Origin of the sequence: Rhizobium sp. P38BS-XIX (assembly GCF_012641435.1) — a bacterium.
Lineage (GTDB): Bacteria > Pseudomonadota > Alphaproteobacteria > Rhizobiales > Rhizobiaceae > Rhizobium.
The window spans coordinates 94,211-109,287 of the sequence record NZ_JABAIJ010000010.1; the positions used below are offsets into that span (position 1 = coordinate 94,211).

The 15,077-nt window shown below is 59.5% G+C and carries 13 protein-coding genes; 4 read left to right on the forward strand and 9 right to left on the reverse strand.

The annotated features are described in order from the left end of the window. Window positions 1–103: 103 nt before the first annotated feature. From HGP17_RS26695 to HGP17_RS26705, 3 genes are read right to left on the reverse strand one after another with little or no spacing between them, the layout of a single operon-like run. The gene (locus HGP17_RS26695; RefSeq protein ID WP_168813631.1) at window positions 104–1,207 is read right to left on the reverse strand and encodes an FAD-dependent oxidoreductase; all 1,104 of its coding nucleotides are present in this window, start codon (window positions 1,205–1,207) and stop codon (window positions 104–106) included. Then, window positions 1,204–1,911, reverse strand: coding sequence for a cupin domain-containing protein (locus tag HGP17_RS26700; protein ID WP_168813633.1), 708 nt, complete (start codon window positions 1,909–1,911; stop codon window positions 1,204–1,206). Before HGP17_RS26700 ends, HGP17_RS26695 begins: the two co-directional genes overlap by 4 nt. Window position 1,912: 1 nt before the next feature. Beyond that, window positions 1,913–2,659 (reverse strand): SDR family oxidoreductase, encoded by a 747-nt coding sequence (locus HGP17_RS26705; protein WP_168813635.1) that lies wholly within the window; start codon window positions 2,657–2,659, stop codon window positions 1,913–1,915. 106 nt (window positions 2,660–2,765) lie between these two features. Between HGP17_RS26705 and HGP17_RS26710 the strand changes: the two genes are divergently transcribed. After that, window positions 2,766–3,677 (forward strand): LysR substrate-binding domain-containing protein, encoded by a 912-nt coding sequence (locus HGP17_RS26710; RefSeq protein WP_168813636.1) that lies wholly within the window; start codon window positions 2,766–2,768, stop codon window positions 3,675–3,677. A 29-nt stretch (window positions 3,678–3,706) separates the two neighbouring features. Here the strand turns inward: HGP17_RS26710 and HGP17_RS26715 are convergent, their stop codons facing one another. Further along, window positions 3,707–4,429 (reverse strand): helix-turn-helix transcriptional regulator, encoded by a 723-nt coding sequence (locus HGP17_RS26715; RefSeq protein ID WP_246704226.1) that lies wholly within the window; start codon window positions 4,427–4,429, stop codon window positions 3,707–3,709. Between the two features lie 171 nt (window positions 4,430–4,600). Between HGP17_RS26715 and HGP17_RS26720 the strand changes: the two genes are divergently transcribed. Beyond that, window positions 4,601–5,518: an NADP-dependent oxidoreductase gene (locus HGP17_RS26720; protein ID WP_168813640.1), complete on the forward strand. Its 918-nt coding sequence runs from the start codon at window positions 4,601–4,603 to the stop codon at window positions 5,516–5,518. A 93-nt stretch (window positions 5,519–5,611) separates the two neighbouring features. On the opposite strand, the gene HGP17_RS26725 is transcribed toward HGP17_RS26720, so the two are convergent. Next, window positions 5,612–6,577: a glycosyltransferase family 2 protein gene (locus HGP17_RS26725; protein WP_168813642.1), complete on the reverse strand. Its 966-nt coding sequence runs from the start codon at window positions 6,575–6,577 to the stop codon at window positions 5,612–5,614. A gap of 237 nt (window positions 6,578–6,814) precedes the next feature. Here HGP17_RS26725 and HGP17_RS26730 point away from each other — a divergent pair, with 237 nt between their 5' ends. Further along, window positions 6,815–8,314, forward strand: a complete 1,500-nt coding sequence (locus HGP17_RS26730) for a hypothetical protein (RefSeq protein WP_168813644.1) — start codon at window positions 6,815–6,817, stop codon at window positions 8,312–8,314. A gap of 40 nt (window positions 8,315–8,354) precedes the next feature. Here HGP17_RS26730 and HGP17_RS26735 read toward each other — a convergent pair whose 3' ends face one another. Together HGP17_RS26735 and HGP17_RS26740 are read right to left on the reverse strand one after the other, a co-directional pair. Then, window positions 8,355–10,193, reverse strand: a complete 1,839-nt coding sequence (locus HGP17_RS26735; protein ID WP_168813646.1) for a glycoside hydrolase family 15 protein — start codon at window positions 10,191–10,193, stop codon at window positions 8,355–8,357. Window positions 10,194–10,597: 404 nt separating this feature from the next. Next, window positions 10,598–10,906, reverse strand: coding sequence for a hypothetical protein (locus HGP17_RS26740; protein ID WP_168813648.1), 309 nt, complete (start codon window positions 10,904–10,906; stop codon window positions 10,598–10,600). Window positions 10,907–11,242: 336 nt separating this feature from the next. Here HGP17_RS26740 and HGP17_RS26745 point away from each other — a divergent pair, with 336 nt between their 5' ends. Beyond that, window positions 11,243–12,766: an aromatic amino acid ammonia-lyase gene (locus HGP17_RS26745; RefSeq protein ID WP_168813649.1), complete on the forward strand. Its 1,524-nt coding sequence runs from the start codon at window positions 11,243–11,245 to the stop codon at window positions 12,764–12,766. Between the two features lie 4 nt (window positions 12,767–12,770). On the opposite strand, the gene HGP17_RS26750 is transcribed toward HGP17_RS26745, so the two are convergent. Continuing rightward, window positions 12,771–13,865: a mandelate racemase/muconate lactonizing enzyme family protein gene (locus HGP17_RS26750; protein WP_168813650.1), complete on the reverse strand. Its 1,095-nt coding sequence runs from the start codon at window positions 13,863–13,865 to the stop codon at window positions 12,771–12,773. A gap of 7 nt (window positions 13,866–13,872) precedes the next feature. Further along, window positions 13,873–15,042: a mandelate racemase/muconate lactonizing enzyme family protein gene (locus tag HGP17_RS26755; RefSeq protein ID WP_168813651.1), complete on the reverse strand. Its 1,170-nt coding sequence runs from the start codon at window positions 15,040–15,042 to the stop codon at window positions 13,873–13,875. Window positions 15,043–15,077: the final 35 nt, after the last annotated feature.

The following is a 15,077-nucleotide window of genomic DNA, read 5'->3' on the forward strand; positions in this document are numbered from 1 at the left end:
AAACCAGCGGCACCAGTACCATAGTCGCAGCCGGAAGCACGATCCAGGCACGCTGAGAATATGCCATTGGTCCCAACTGCTGCCGGGTTCCGAACTGCCATGGTCATGGCGTTTCCACATCGGAAAGAATGCGGGCGACGGCCCGTTTGGCGGCCTCGACGGCACCGGCCAGATAGCCGGGCTCCGTGTCGCTGGTCTCGCTGCCGGCAAGAAGAAGATGCTTTTCCCAGGGACCAAAAACCCATTTCGGGCTGCCCGGCATCGGATGATCTCCGCCGACACTATCTGCCGTCGTCGCCGTAAAAGGATCCGCGGCCCAATCCTTCAGCAATGTAGCTCTGGGGCTAAGGGCTTCGGAGCCGAACAGGCGGCCCAATTGCGCAATGCAGGCCTGCTTCAAAGAGGCGTCGCCCAACGTTGCCCGCTGCGCCGCGCTGATTCCGAGGAATCCGAACAATGCCGGTTTCCCGGAAGCAGTCGTCGCATCATGGATCTCGACCATCGGTCCGACCATGCTTTGCGCCGTACCCGCAAGGCCGTCGGCGCGCCAGAATGGCCTGTCGTAGACAGCGAAGAATTTCGCATGCGGCGCCATCCAGGTTGGTGTGCCGCGCCAACGTGCTACGGTTGCCTCGTCTTGCGCCGGCGAAAAGGTGACGGATGTTTCGAGGAGCCTCGGCGGTAGGGCGGCGATCACACGTGCAGCCGTCAGCGTTCGGATACCCGTGTCGCCCGCCTCAACGTTGAGTTCCACGCCTTTGTCCATCAAGGTCATCGCGATCACCTTCGTCCGAAGGAAAATGCGGTCGGCTGGGAGTTTGCCTGCCAAAGCCCGGATCGCCGCCGCGGTGCCGCCGGCGATCCGCATGGATTGCTGGTTTTCCATCGCCGGCGAAAAGCGCTGCGGCCGCTCGCGAGACATTCTCTCGAAAACCACGTCGCCTACGCTGTTCTGCGCAAATGATTGAAGCGAGAGCTCATCGACCAGCTCTGCCATCGCCGGCTGCATCGTGGGCCAGAACCACGAGGGGCCGAGATCGAAGCCATCCTCGGAAGGATGTCCGGTCTCGTCTGCAGACAGGATGCGGCCCCCGAGGCGGTCACGAGCCTCGATGACGACCGTGTCGATGCCGGAGGCATGAAGAGCTTGAGCCGCATAAAGGCCCGCAAGACCTCCGCCAATGATGGCGACGTGATACGTGCTCATCGTCCCTTGCTCCCTCTTGATTGCGGCGCTTCGAAAGCGCAAACGTCCGCATGAAGAAGCGGACCGGATTTGTACCACACGCGTGCTCCGGCTGGGCCGGTTTTCGCGCGGAACTCTTGCTCTGGCGGAAGCCGTAGCCAGCTCCAGCGCAGGAATGCTTCCCCTGATTCTACGAAGTCGCCCTCCAGCACCAGCAATTCCAATCCCTTGGAGTTATCGACCTCGACGTCTGAGTTCGGCCGCCAGTCTTCCATCACGACCGTTTCGTTCGATCCGTCGAACAGGAGCCGCGCGGACGCCACGCCGTCGCGGGCAAAGGTCGGTTCGCCCTCACTGGGATATCGGACAATACGATTGCGGTCGGCCTCCTTGAATTGCCAGAGTTTGACGAAGATGGTGCAGCCCTCGGCGCTCTTCGGCGCATGCCCTGTGCCTGGCGGATTGCGCACATAAGTGCCGGCCGGGAAGTCGCCGCTTTCGTCCTGAAATACCCCTTCGAGAACCAGAAACTCTTCGCCGCCTGGATGTTGGTGATGCGAAAAGCTGCTCGCCGATGCATAGCGAACGATCGATGTGGCGCGCGCCTTTTCGTCGCCGATGCGAAACAACATGCGTCGATCGACGCCCTTCATCGGACTGGGAACCCAGTCGAGACGACCGGCATGGACTACGGTGCGTTTGGTTAGGTCCTCGTTGAGCAGCATGTCAAAGCTCCGCCCTGCCGCCATCGATCACCATCTCGGCCCCCAGCATGTAGCTGGATGCATCGCTGGCCAGGAAAAGGACGGCGGCGGCGATTTCCTCCGGTCGGCCCATGCGCCCGATCGGCACCTGGGCGCCGACACGCTCCACATACGCGCGAAACTCTTCCTCTGTCTGGTCGCGCCCGCGATGGATCGGGGTTTCGATCGACCCTGGGCTGACGGCATTGACCCTGATCCTGCGGTCGATCAGCTCGGCCGACATCGTCCTTGCAAAGGAGCGAACTGCCGCCTTCGAGGCCGATAGAACCGCTCTTCCAGGTGTGCCGACCTGGTTGAGCCATGATGTGTTGAGGATGATCGATCCACCCTCTCGAATGAGCGGCAGCACAGCCTGTACGGTGAAGAAGACGCCCTTCACGTTTGCATCCATGATCGTGTCGTAAGTCGCTTCGTCCGCGCTTGCGAGCGGCGTGCCGAGGGCGACGCCGGCATTGGCGAATAGAATGTCGAGTGAACCAAATGCTCTCTCCACCTCGGTTTTCATTCGGGCGCGGTCGGCCGCCGACGTGATGTCAGCTTGGATGATGACAACGTCGCCACCAAGCTCGGCGGCAACGCTCTCCAGCTTTTCAAAAGAGCGTCCGGTGATGGCGACGCGCGCACCGTTGTCGCGCAGCATGCGGGCCGCGGCCAGTCCGATACCGCTCGAGCCGCCTGTCACAAGCGCGGTCTTTCCTTCAACAACCATGACACAATCCTCATTTCTTCGATCCCCACAACCTAGGCCCCGGCGTTTGCAATCGCGAGGAAAAGGCGCCATATCGAACAGAAAGAAAATCTTTGTCGTTGGCGCCATGAGAAACCTGACCAGACTGAAATCGCTGCAGGCACTGGAAGCTGCCGCAAGGCATGGGAGCTTTGTCGGCGCGTCCACGGAGCTCGATGTCACGCCGCCGGCTGTCGGGCAGCTCGTCCGCTCGCTGGAGGATTGGGTAGGCTATCCATTGTTCAAGCGAGCTCGTTCCGGCGCGGAACGATTGACGCCTGTCGAGGAGGCCAGGGATGCACTCGACGACATCTCGCAGGGGCTGGACATGCTGGAATCCGGCCTACGAAAATTGCGTGGCCGCAAGGCCCGGTCGGTCGTGGTGGTGACAGCGTCACAGGCGCTCGTCGCCAACTGGCTCCTGGCAAGGCTTGCGGATTTTTCGGCTGGTTATCCCAACATCGATGTGCGGCTCGATGTGTCGGATCGTGTGATCGATCTGTCGCAAGGGGAAGCCGATATCGGCATCCGCTGCGGGCTTGGATCATGGAAGGGCGTGAAGTCGACATTCCTCATGGGAGAGGAAATTATCGCCGTGTGCCACAATAAGTTCTTGCCGCCGGATCAGACGGCGACGGCCGGATGGATCGCCGAGCAGACCCTTATTCACGATGGAACGCCCCATCCGGGCGGCGATTTTCCGACATGGACTGAATGGCTTGCTCGATCCGGCGTCAATCATCCGCCAAGCGACGGCGGATTGAAAATCAATTCGACTGCTGCCGTCATCCAGGCCGCTGTGACGGCGCGGGGCGTTGCTTTGGTTCGAAAGGCGCTTGTCGCCCAGGAATTGGAAAGCGGCCGCCTCGTTCATCTCATGCCGGAGGTCCGCTGGCCGGTGAAATGGGCATATTATGTGGTCGCCTCGGCAAAGGCACTGCGTCGATATGAGGTGAATGCATTCCACGATTGGCTGGCCGGACATCCTGCCATCCCCTAATACGTTGGAAGCAAGACTATCGGCTTGAGCTAGGCCGCCGATGCGGCTTCAGGTGCGGCTCCCGCCTGGTTCATGAAGGCCGTCGGCGTCATATCAGTCACCTGTCGGAATGCGCTTGAGAACGCCGCCGTGCTGGAAAAGCCGAATTCCATTGAGACGCGGGCGATTTCCTTTCCCCGCGCCAGCCGGTCCATCGCCTGCACGATCCGCGCACGCTGCCGCCAGGACTTGAAGGTCAGCCCGGTCTCCATGGGGAACAATCGGCTCAAGGTGCGCACCGATGTTGCCGAGCGCGATGCAAGCTCGCTGACGCTCAATCTGTTTTGGCAATCGCTCAGCGCCAGATCGGCCACTCGCTGGCAGATTGGGCTTGTGGGCATGGGGAGAAATGTCGGAGCATGCGCCGTTTCGGCGAGTTCGTGAAGCATAAGCCTGACGACGAGCTCGGTTTTTTCCGGCCCGGTATCAGCCGCAAACGCCGTATCGAACAAGGTGCGCAGCAGCGGAGTAACCCGCAGCGCGAACGTCCGATCGAGCGGTTTGGGCGGCGCCCATGCCTGCGCCACCGATGGATCCCAATGCACCATCCAGAGATCGGCATCGGAAAGCACTTCGACGTGATGAAGGAGACCCGCCGGAATCCAGACCGCGAGCTGCGACGGCACGAGCCAACGGCCTTCTCCCGTGCAAACCTGCACCATGCCCGATGCGGCAAAGGTCAGCTGCGCCTCGTGATGCGAATGCGTGGGCATACCTCCGCCACGCTGCTTGAAGCCACGTTGAATGCTGAAAGGAGGTTGCGACATCGATTGGCCTTTGCGCGATGCGGATTGGCGCCACATCGTTAAGCCGCTCATCTATCATGACACTCGTCAATGATCGAGAACAAATCAAAGCTGGTCAGAACAGTCATGAGCGAAAAAATGAAGGCAGTGGTAATTCACGAATACGGTACCAATGATGTCTTGAGATATGAGGAAGTCGGCCGCCCTCAACCGCAAGCCGGCGAGGTTCTGGTGAAAGTCAGGGCCGCCGGCATCAATCCGGTCGATTGGAAAATCCGCGGCGGTGCGGGTCAACGTATGGGCATGACCCTGCCCATCCATCTCGGTGGAGAGATCGCCGGTACAGTCGAGATGCTCGGGCGGGACGTCACAGACTTCAAGCAAGGCGATGCCGTCTATGGAATCATAAAATCCGGCGGCTTTGCCGAGTACGCGATCGCCAAGGCCGCGGACATCGCGCTCAAGCCTGCGAACCTTGATTTCGTCCATGCGGCTACCGTACCGCTAGGCGCTTTGACCGCGTGGCAGGCGATGTTCGATCTCGCCAGGCTTGCGAGTGGCCAACGCCTTCTTGTGACAAGCAGTTCCGGCGGGGTCGGCTCGTTGGCGGTGCAGTTGGCGAAGGTCGCCGGCGTCCATGTCACCGCGATCGCGTCCGGGCGCAATGAGGACTATGTGCGTAGCCTCGGAGCGGACGAATTCATCGATTACACCAAGCAGCCCTTCGAAGAGCTTGTGCACGACATGGACGTTGTCTTCGACACGGTGGGAGGCGAGACCTTCGAACGCGCGTTCGCCACCTTGCGCAAGGGCGGCTTCCTCGTCACCGCGGTGGCTTTTCCGAAAAACGAGGCGAGCGAGCATGGCGTTGGCGTCGCGCGGGTGCAGTGCAAGCCAAATGCCGCACAGCTGACCTCCATCCGCGAACTCGTCGAAGACGGCAGACTGAAGGCCCACGTCACCACGGTCGTTCCATTCGAAGGGATCAGGACGGCGCTGGAACTGTCGGAGGCTGGCCGGACCCGCGGCAAGATCGTCCTGGATGTCGGTGCTTGACACGTAAATGGCAGGAGTCGCCTCCTGCCATACGTGAAACCGATGATCAGAGCGTTGCGCAATTTGCTGGATAGCGAATTGCGCCGCAAAGTGTCAGGCGACGAGATATGCCATGCGCTTCATCTCCTGTCGCGCCTTGGTCACGACGTCGAGAATGAGGCCCGCAAAAATCGTCAGGAAGCCGGTGATGACGAGGCCAACGCTTAGAACGGCAGTCGGCAGGCGCGGCACCAGGCCCGTTTGGACATAGGTGACAAGCAGCGGCAGTGAAAGGCCGAACGCCAGAAGGCAAAGGAGCAGGCCGATCGTGCCGAAGAACTTCAGCGGGCGCTCGTCCTTTATCAGGCGCGCGATCAGCATGAGAATGCGCCAGCCGTCGCGGAAGGTGCTGAGCTTGCTGAAGGAGCCCGGCGGGCGCTCCTTGTAGGGCGCGCTGATCTCTGCGATCGGCATGCGCATTTCAAGCGCGTGCACCGTCAGTTCGGTTTCCGTTTCGAAGCCGCTCGACATCGCGGGGAAGGATTTGACGAAGCGGCGCGACAAGACCTTGTAGCCCGAGAGCATGTCGCTCGACTGGCGTCCGAAGAAGAAGCGAACCATATTCGTCAGCATCTTGTTGCCGAAGCGATGACCGAGGCGATAGGCCTCCGTCACGGTGGAAATCCGGGCAATGTTGACGAAATCGATGCTGTCCTTGATCACATGCTCGATGGCGCGCGGCGCGGCTGCAGCCGAATAGGTATCGTCGCCATCGACCAGAATATAGCAGTCGGCATCGATATCGGCGAACATGCGGCGCACGACCTGCCCCTTGCCCTGTCGATATTCGGAGCGGACGACAGCGCCTGCGCGCTTGGCTTCCTCGATCGTGCGATCGGTCGAATTGTTGTCGTAAACGTAAATCGTTGCCGTCGGCAGCGCGAGCCGGAAGTCGCCAACGACCGTCGCTATCGTCGATTCCTCATTGTAGCAGGGGATCAGAACCGCCAGACGCGGTTGAATGTACTGGCCGGCAACAGGACCGCCGGAAGAAAGATCGACATTCTGCAAATTGCTCATGAGAAGCGTTCCGATATTGGTGTCTTCAGCAAGGGCGTATGATAAACGCCAATACTCGTCAAATCTTTGTAGGAATTAATATTAACAACGATACTCTCGGATCGTTAATCTGCTGTCGTTTTTATTAAAATTTGTTGAAGTAATTTACCTTACTTATCTAATTAATATTCAAAGTCTTGCTCTCCCGGCAGGGCTTGATATTCCCATGACCATCTTCATCCCGGCGAGAGCCTTGTCATGCCGCGTTTCAGCCACCGCCTTTCGATCTTCCTTGTCATCTTGCTCGCGTGTGGCCTCTTCACGGCCTTACGCTTCCCGGGCGAGATGAATCCGGATAGCCAAAGCCAGTTTGAGCAGGCCGTAAGCGGTGTTTACAACGACTGGCATCCGCCTGTCATGGCGCGCCTGTGGTCGTTCTTCATGCTGTTCAGCGGCGGTGTTTGGACGATGTTCGTCTTTCAGATGCTGTGCTGGGCGCTGGCGTTTGCCATTCTGGCGCTGGCGCTGGAGCGCCGTGGGGATCGGCTTGCCGCCTGGGCCACTGTCGTCGTTGCCCTGTTCCCGCCGTTTCTCATGCATATAGTCAATATTCATAAGGACGTCGGCCTCGTTGCCACGCTGATGCTTGCCGTTGCCCTGGTCGCCCAATATCGTCTGCAAGACAGAAAAGTGCCTGTTCTTGTCGGCGTGATTGTTGCAGCTCTGCTTTTGTATGCAGGTCTGGTGCGCAGCAATAGCTGGTTTGCCGTCATGCCTGTGCTTGTCTGGATGATTTGGCCCAGCCTGTTGAAACGGCCCATCAGCTTGGCGCTTGCCTGCGGTATTGTCGCGGTTGCCCTGGTGCCTGTCAGTAGCCTTGTCAACCAGAGTGTTCTTGGTGCCCGGCCGGCCGGTGCGTTGCGGACCCTGCAGATTTTTGATCTTGCCGGTATCGTCAGGTTTTCGCGCGATACGACGGTTGCTCAAGACAAGATCACGCTGGCGCAGATCGATGAATGCTATTCGCCCATCATCGCCGACATATTTTATCATGGGGGGCGCTGCGGCTTTCTCTGGGATGCAATCGCCGGCTCAGCCGATACGCCTTCGGGTCTGGCGACCGAGCAGTCGAACACGGCACCTAGCCCGTCGGTCAGCCTGACACCGCTCTGGATAGCGGCGATCCGCAAACATCCGCTCGCCTATGCCGAGCATCGGCTTGGCCATTTCAATGCCGCGATGCAGTTTCTGATCGCAGGTCACGAAGCCTCCGTTCCGGCGATCCATGCCGTCGTCGACGGTACGCCGGGTGAGCGCATCGAACCGCTGCATGGCGCCCGCAAGATACTTGATCTCGTCCGCTTCGGCCCGTGGGCGACGCCGGCCGTCTGGCTGGCTCTCGGGCTTGCACTGCTTCTGCTCTTGCATGATGCGGCGCGACGCATGGATGCGGTCGATACGCTTTCGTTGGCACTCACACTCTCGGGCGCCTCCTATATCGGTGCATTTCTGCTGATCGGTGTGGCAAACGATCCCCGCTACGGCCTGGCCGGAGGGGTTGCCGTTGTCGCTGCCGCTGCAATGCAGTTCAGACGCGCCGGCCCGCCCGCGCCGCGTCGGCCCGTGCGCATGGGAATTGCGATTGTGCTGCTGATCCTCGTGATCGCCGCTATGATGCTCTATCGGATGAGCGTGCCCGATGTTCTCTATCTCGCAAGCGATTGGATGATCCAGCCTCTGCGATCGACGATCGGTTAAATTACCGCGGGCGTATTCCGACATCCGCCGGCAGCCAAGCCTAGGGACGCCATTGCTGGTCATTTCGATGATCGAGTTCGCGATCGAGATAGAAGGCGGCACTGATCAGGGCGAGGTGTGTGAATGCCTGGGGGAAGTTGCCCAATAGCTCCGAGCGCTCGTCGAACTCCTCGGCATAAAGACCGAGGTGATTGGCGCGGTTGAGCACCGCTTCGAAAATGCGACGCGCTTTCTTGAGGTCGCCGGCACGTGCGAGGCATTCCGCATACCAGAAAGAGCAGGCTGAAAATCCGCCTTCATGACCTTTTAGCCCGTCGGGGCTGCGATAGCGATAAACAATGCCGTCGTCGGCCAGGGTTTTGCCGATAGAATCGAGAGTTGCCAGCCATCGTGGGTCGGTTGCACTGACAAATCGCACAAGTGGCATCAAAAGCAGGGAAGCATCGAGGTTTTCTCCGCCCTTCGTCTGCACGAAGTGGCCTTTCTCCTCATTCCAGAAGTTGAGCCAGATATCCTCGTAGATATCATTGCGAACATCCAGCCATTTGGCAAAAGGCGCGGCGAGAGATCGCTTGCCGGCAAGCCGGATGGCGCGGTCGAGAGCGACCCAGCACATGAGGCGTGAATGCAGGAAATGCTGCGGTTCACGGCGCATCTCCCATATGCCTGCATCCGGGTCCTGCCAATGCTCACATACATAGTCGATGACTTCCCGTATGCCTTGCCATCCATCGTGAGAGACGGCGTGGCCGTATTTGTTGCTGAGATAGACCGCATCCATCAACTCGCCGTAGATATCGAGCTGAAACTGTTCCGCCGCCTGGTTGCCGATCCTCACGGGGCGTGCGCCGCCGTAGCCTTGCAAGTGGTCAAGATTCGTTTCCTTGAGAACGTCGCCGCCATCGACGGCATACATGATATTGAGCCTTCCGCCGGCATGACTTGCCCGAGCCCGCTTGCCGATCCATTTGTTGAAAGCCTCGGCCTCCTGGCTGTAGCCAAGCCGCATGAGGGCATAGACGGTAAAGGATGCGTCCCGAATCCAGGTTGCGCGATAATCCCAGTTGCGGCCGCCGCCCAGTGTTTCCGGCAGGCCAAATGTCCCGGCTGCAACGATGGAGCCGTGCCGGCGAGACGTCATCAACTTGAGCGTCAAGGCGGAGCGATTGACCATTTCGCGCCAACGGCCCCGGTAGGTCGATCGCCCGGCCCAATCTTCCCAATACGCAATCGTTGCAGCCTCGAATTCGTCGAACTCGGTTATCTCTATCGTTTCGTCATCCGTGCCACTGAGGATGAAGTCGGCGCTCTCGCCAGCCTTCAGCCGAGCCGTTGAGCGAACATCGTGGCCATCCAGCACCAGCGGTACGTTTGCCGACAATTTGAAGCCTTCGGCATTGGCGGGGTTCCAGAATGCCTCGCGCTCTGTCACGCGTGGTGAAATGGCCTCTCGCGCATAGTCGAAGCGCGGTGCGCAATGCATCGTGAAACGGACCTCGCCGCGTGTGACGCGGAGCCGGCGTGCAACAGTCGTCGGCGTATCGTCATCGCCGGTTTTGACGGCCATGAAATCCGTGAGTTCCGCGCTCGCGTCCTTGCCCATCCATCGCGTGAGCAGCACGTTGGTATCAGGCAGATATTGCTGCGTGATCCGTGCATCTTCGATATCGGGTCTAAGCTCGAAGGCGCCGCCTCTGTCAGGGTCAAGAAGAGCGGCAAAGATCGTCGGGCTGTCGAAATTTGGCCAGCACATGAAGTCGATGACGCCATCACGCCCGATCAAGGCGAGCGTCGCCAAGTCTCCTATGATGCCGTGTTCTGCTATCGGTCGAGGAATGTTCGGGGTCGAGTCGAGTTGGTGGGAAGTCGAACCGGTCATTGTTTGCGAGTCCAAAATAAGCAATCCATCTTCTTCGTGGTCATCGGTCTTTGTCGGTGAAAGGGATTGGGAAACTTTCACTTCTCTGGTGTGGGAACGAATCAGAGCGACAAAGGTTCGAGTAGTCTGGGAGTGGGCGTTCGGTACGGATTTTCGCGCGCGTATCATTCATCATGCGCATCGCATCTAGGCGGGTGACGACCCGATCATGCCGTGCGCGAGATGTTGGAAAGCAGATGGTGAGATTGTTTGCTCATGAAACGTCTGAAAATGCCTCGTTTCAAAAGTCCGGAAAGTCACGCACGTTTCAAATAACGCATCGTCCATCCTTGTTGGATGAGGAATCCGATCGTGCGTCGAGCGGCGAAAGAAATAGCAAATCTCAATCGCCGCCAACGCTGTGATTAGTCACAACGGCGCATGGTTTTGGTGACCTGATCACCGTTTTCGTCCGTGCGGGTGACGCTTTTTGTCATGCATCGGCCGCGGTCGTCCCGCCGGTCAGGGCGATCGCGATCCCGGATCGATCCAACGGTTATTCCGTCTTCGCCCAAAGTAACTTGAGGGCGATGATGGCGATGGGAATGATAATCCTGATCATAGGACGGCCCGTCGACAATCACTTCATCCGCGAGCACTGGCAGAGCGGATCCGCCGACAATCAGGGCGGTCGCGCAGGCAATAATTGTTCTTCGCATTTGCATATCCTCCATGATTTCTAAGAGAATGAACGGTCGAATTAGAACAATGTTCCGGATTGTCGTCGGCGATCGCCCTACGGACTTGGTGGAGCGGTCGCTCTGTTGCGGAAAGAGGCAGCCTAAGCTCGCACCGATGCATGGGCCTTATCCGCGGTACGTTGCGCCGAGCTCTCATCTATGGACGTGCCCGTTCTTCCCCATTTGCCCAAGCGCATTTTCTGAATCTCAGCGCCGCGAAAAGGTGGTTCGATGTGACGCTTTATGTATAGTTTGATGACATCGATCGGTGCATCTTGCAGGCAAGCAAATGACCAAGGGGATCGGATCCATAAAACACGGGAGAAACCGGTGTCGATAGCTTTGGGCGAGGATGAGGTGACGGTCGAGGACGTCGCGATGGTGGCGCGGCGTGAGAGGGGAGTGCATCTGGCGGAGCAGGCGGAAACCAGATTGCTGAGGGCAAGGGATGTCGTCGAGCGATGGTCCCGGGAAAATCGCCCGGCCTATGGCTTGACGCGTGGTCTCGGTGCGCGTGCCATGACGGAGATCTCGCAAGAGGACCGGGGCAATTTCAGCATGTCCGTGGTGCGCGCGAGGGCAACCGGTGGCGGCGGTTATCTGGAGCCATTTCATGTCAGGGCAGCCCTGTTTGCACGTGCGGCAAGTCTCGCTCAGGGCGGTGGCGGTGTGCGGCCGCTCATCGTGCATACACAGTTGGCCATGCTGGAGCGGGGCGTCCATCCGCTCGTTCCTCAGGTCGGCTCGCTCGGCGCCTCCGATCTGGCGCTTTGCGCCAACATGGCCTTGCCGCTGGTCGGCGAAGGCCGCGCGGAATTTGAGGGAGAGATCCTGCCGGGCGACGAGGCGATGCGCCGGGCGAAGATACCGACAATAAGCCTTCTTGAAAAAGAAGGGCTCGCCCTGTGCAGCGCCAATTCCATCAGCATCGGGCTGGGCGCTCTCGTCCTTCATGAGCTGATCGATCTCGCCGAACTCGCAGATGCGATTCTTGCGCTGTCATTCGAGGCATTTCGCGGCAATCCAAGCCCGTTCGACGCGCGTGTGGTGGCATCACGCCCGGCGCCTGGCCAGCACGACGCGGCCGTCTCCCTGCGGCGCATGTTGCGGGGCACGAAGCTGTTCGATCCGGCCGAGCCGCGACGTCTTCAAGATCCCATCAGTCTGAGATGCGCGACCCAGGTTCATGGCGCCTTGCGCGCGACGATCGATTTCGCACGACCCAATGTCGAGATTGAATTGAACAGTGCCTCCGACAATCCACTGATCCTTGCCGATGAGGATCTGATCCTTTCGACGGGCAATTTCCACGCGCCGGCGATGGCCGTCGCCTTCGATGCCCTGCGGCTGGCTCTTGCGGAAGTGTCGACAATGTCTTCGGAGCGTGTCAGCCGGTTGATGCAATCGGAACTGACTGGCCTTCCGGATCGCTTCAATGTGCAAGGTCCGAGCCGGACTGGTTTGGGGCTCATCAGGGTGGCTGCGCGTAGCCTCAATCGCGAGGTACGCTTTTACTCAACGCCGGCCTCCAATGACGACAACACCTCCGACAGTGTCGAGGATCAGGCTCCGTTCACCCCGGTTGCCGTGCGCCGTGCTCTCGAACAGATCAATTATATCCGTCAGGTTTTTGCCTGCGAGTTGATCGTCGCGGCCCAGGCACTCGAGCTTAGACAGCTCGACACCACGGCGGCGGTCGCAAGAACTTTGCTGCAGACCGTTCGCGCCGTGGTCGACCGCTTGGATGACGATCGAAGCACGACACTGGATATCGAGCGCGTGACAGAACTCATCCGCAATGGAACGATTCTTGCCGCGGTTCGCCGTACACTGCGGGAAGACGATCTAAGATAGCGCCTCAGAGGGAGATGCGGAATCGCTGCATCGCTGCAACGTCGACATCCCAGCCGCCTCCGGGCTTGTCTGACAGGAGAAGGTTGCCGGCATTGTCGCGTTGCACCGGTTGCGCATAAAAGGTTTCGGAATGCGGATCGACCGTCGGCGCATAATATTCGGTAAAAGACGGATTTCGGGCGACAGCCATCAAAGGGGCATGAACCTGTTGGTCGCCATGACTTGAAACCAGTCGGCCATGGGCGTCGGCCAGGACCGAGATTCTCATGAACTCGCTGACGCCGCCAGTCCATCGGGCATCTGGCTGCAAAATTGCGACGGCGTCAGTGGCGAGAAGGTCTCGAAAGCCTTTGAGCCCGTATTCCTGCTCTCCCGCTGCCAGCGGAATATTGAGCCGGCTTCCGATGCGAGCATATCCCTCATAATCATCCGGGCCGACAGGCTCCTCGAACCAGGCAATGTTCAAATCTGCGACACGCTCGCCGAACTGAATCGCTTCATGTGCATGGTAGGCGCCGTTGGCATCGAGCATCAGGGCGATGTCGTCGCCCAGTGATCTTCGCACGGAGCGCACGCGTTCGACATCTTCGGCCATCGTCGCGCCGCCGACTTTCATCTTTACGGCGCGCGCGCCGAGAGAAACGTAGGATTCCATCTCCCGCTGCAGATCCGCCAGGGTTTTGTCTTCGCCATAATACCCCCCTGCAATGTAGAACGGCACCCGATCCGTGACGGCGCCCAGGAGCCTGTGCAGCGGCATGCCCGCAAGCTTGGCCTTCAGGTCCCACAAGGCGCAATCGACCGAAGACAACGCGTAGTGCTCGTGCCCCTTTCGTCCGAACATTTTCGGATCTTCGAAGCGGCTCCAGAACTGGCCGATGAAATCGGCGTCAAAGCCAATCAGCTTTTCGGCCAGCACCTTGAGGATTGCGACTTCGCCGGGCGAGGCTCCGCCGATGCCGATGCCGGTCACGCCGGCATCGGTGTCCAGATGGACAACGCAGCGCCTGACCTCGCTCCAGGTGTGGGTTCCGTTGCGAATGGGTGTCTGGTGCGGCCAGGCGTAGTATTCGCAACGGACGCCGGTAATTTTTGTCATGAAAGCCTCAGTGCTCGGTGGGCGAGCCGTCTATGTTCAATCGCGTGTAGATGGGAATTGGGCGGTAGGGAAACGCCTCGGCAACACCTTTGACCAGACTGGTGCCCAGGCCCGGACGGTCTTCGACCGTTACATAGCCGCCTTCTTGCACCGGCGAGCGGACCGCCAACTCCTGAGCGACGAGGCCAGTCGACGCTATGTCATCGGTATATCGGGCGGTGGGATACTCGAGGATAAGAAGGTTTGGAATAGACGCCGCAAGGTGCATCGAGGCCACGGTGGCGATAGGCGAATAGGTATTGTGGGGAATGAGATCCACATCGTAGACCTCCGCCAATGCGGCCACCTTGCGCGCTCCGGTGAAGCCGCCGCATAGGCTCAGACATGGTCTGAGGTAGCGCGCGCCACCCGATTCGAGCAACTGATGGAACTGCTGCAGCGTGAACAGACGCTCTCCCGTCGCGATCGGTATTTTCAGCTGGTTTTGCACCATGCACATCGCGGATGCGGAATCCGGGCGGATGGGGTCCTCATAAAACAGCGGCATGATGTGGCTGATACTGTCACCGAGGGCGATCGCCTCGGCGGGCCTGAGCCGTCTATGTATCTCGATGCAAAGATCGGTGTCCGGACCGATGGCCGAACGCACCTCCTCGAGAGTTTCGACGGCAAATCGCAGCCGCGATGCGAAGGTGCCGGACACGGGTTTGTCGACATCTTCGTCGAGGAATGGATTGACGTGTCCGACGGCATTGAAGCCGGCGGCCTTAAGCAGGGTCGATCTCTCTACCAGCTGCTTGCGCGTCGCTCCCCTGGCATGACCATAGACGCGCATCTTCTGCCGATATGGTCCTCCCAGGAGCGCATAGATCGGCTCTGCGAGCCGCTGGCCCTTCAGATCCCAGAGTGCGACGTCAACCGCCGACAGAGCGCCCATGACCAGCGATCCCGCGTAGCTTCCGAAGCGGCAAAGGATCTGCCAGTGCTTTTCGATCTCCTCCGCGTCCCGGCCGACCAGATATTCGGCGAATTTCTCGATGACGGTTCGGGTGGCCTCGATATGAGCCCAGGCACCGGACTCGCCGACGCCGATGCGGCCATCGGCGGTCTCGATTTCGACGAACAGGTACTTGTCCGCAGTGACGGGCGTGACCCGAGCTATAGTAGACCTTTTCACAACGTCCTCCAGAAACAGCGCCCCACAGATCGGGG

Excerpts from the sequence above, each read along its gene's own strand:
- HGP17_RS26695 (WP_168813631.1), bottom strand. The coding sequence starts at position 1,207 with ATGAGCACGTATCACGTCGCCATCATTGGCGGAGGTCTTGCGGGCCTT.
- HGP17_RS26700 (WP_168813633.1), bottom strand. The coding sequence starts at position 1,911 with ATGCTGCTCAACGAGGACCTAACCAAACGCACCGTAGTCCATGCCGGT.
- HGP17_RS26705 (WP_168813635.1), bottom strand. The coding sequence starts at position 2,659 with ATGGTTGTTGAAGGAAAGACCGCGCTTGTGACAGGCGGCTCGAGCGGT.
- HGP17_RS26710 (WP_168813636.1), top strand. The coding sequence starts at position 2,766 with ATGAGAAACCTGACCAGACTGAAATCGCTGCAGGCACTGGAAGCTGCC.
- HGP17_RS26715 (WP_246704226.1), bottom strand. The coding sequence starts at position 4,429 with ATGCCCACGCATTCGCATCACGAGGCGCAGCTGACCTTTGCCGCATCG.
- HGP17_RS26720 (WP_168813640.1), top strand. The coding sequence starts at position 4,601 with ATGAAGGCAGTGGTAATTCACGAATACGGTACCAATGATGTCTTGAGA.
- HGP17_RS26725 (WP_168813642.1), bottom strand. The coding sequence starts at position 6,577 with ATGAGCAATTTGCAGAATGTCGATCTTTCTTCCGGCGGTCCTGTTGCC.
- HGP17_RS26730 (WP_168813644.1), top strand. The coding sequence starts at position 6,815 with ATGCCGCGTTTCAGCCACCGCCTTTCGATCTTCCTTGTCATCTTGCTC.
- HGP17_RS26735 (WP_168813646.1), bottom strand. The coding sequence starts at position 10,193 with ATGACCGGTTCGACTTCCCACCAACTCGACTCGACCCCGAACATTCCT.
- HGP17_RS26740 (WP_168813648.1), bottom strand. The coding sequence starts at position 10,906 with ATGGAGGATATGCAAATGCGAAGAACAATTATTGCCTGCGCGACCGCC.
- HGP17_RS26750 (WP_168813650.1), bottom strand. The coding sequence starts at position 13,865 with ATGACAAAAATTACCGGCGTCCGTTGCGAATACTACGCCTGGCCGCAC.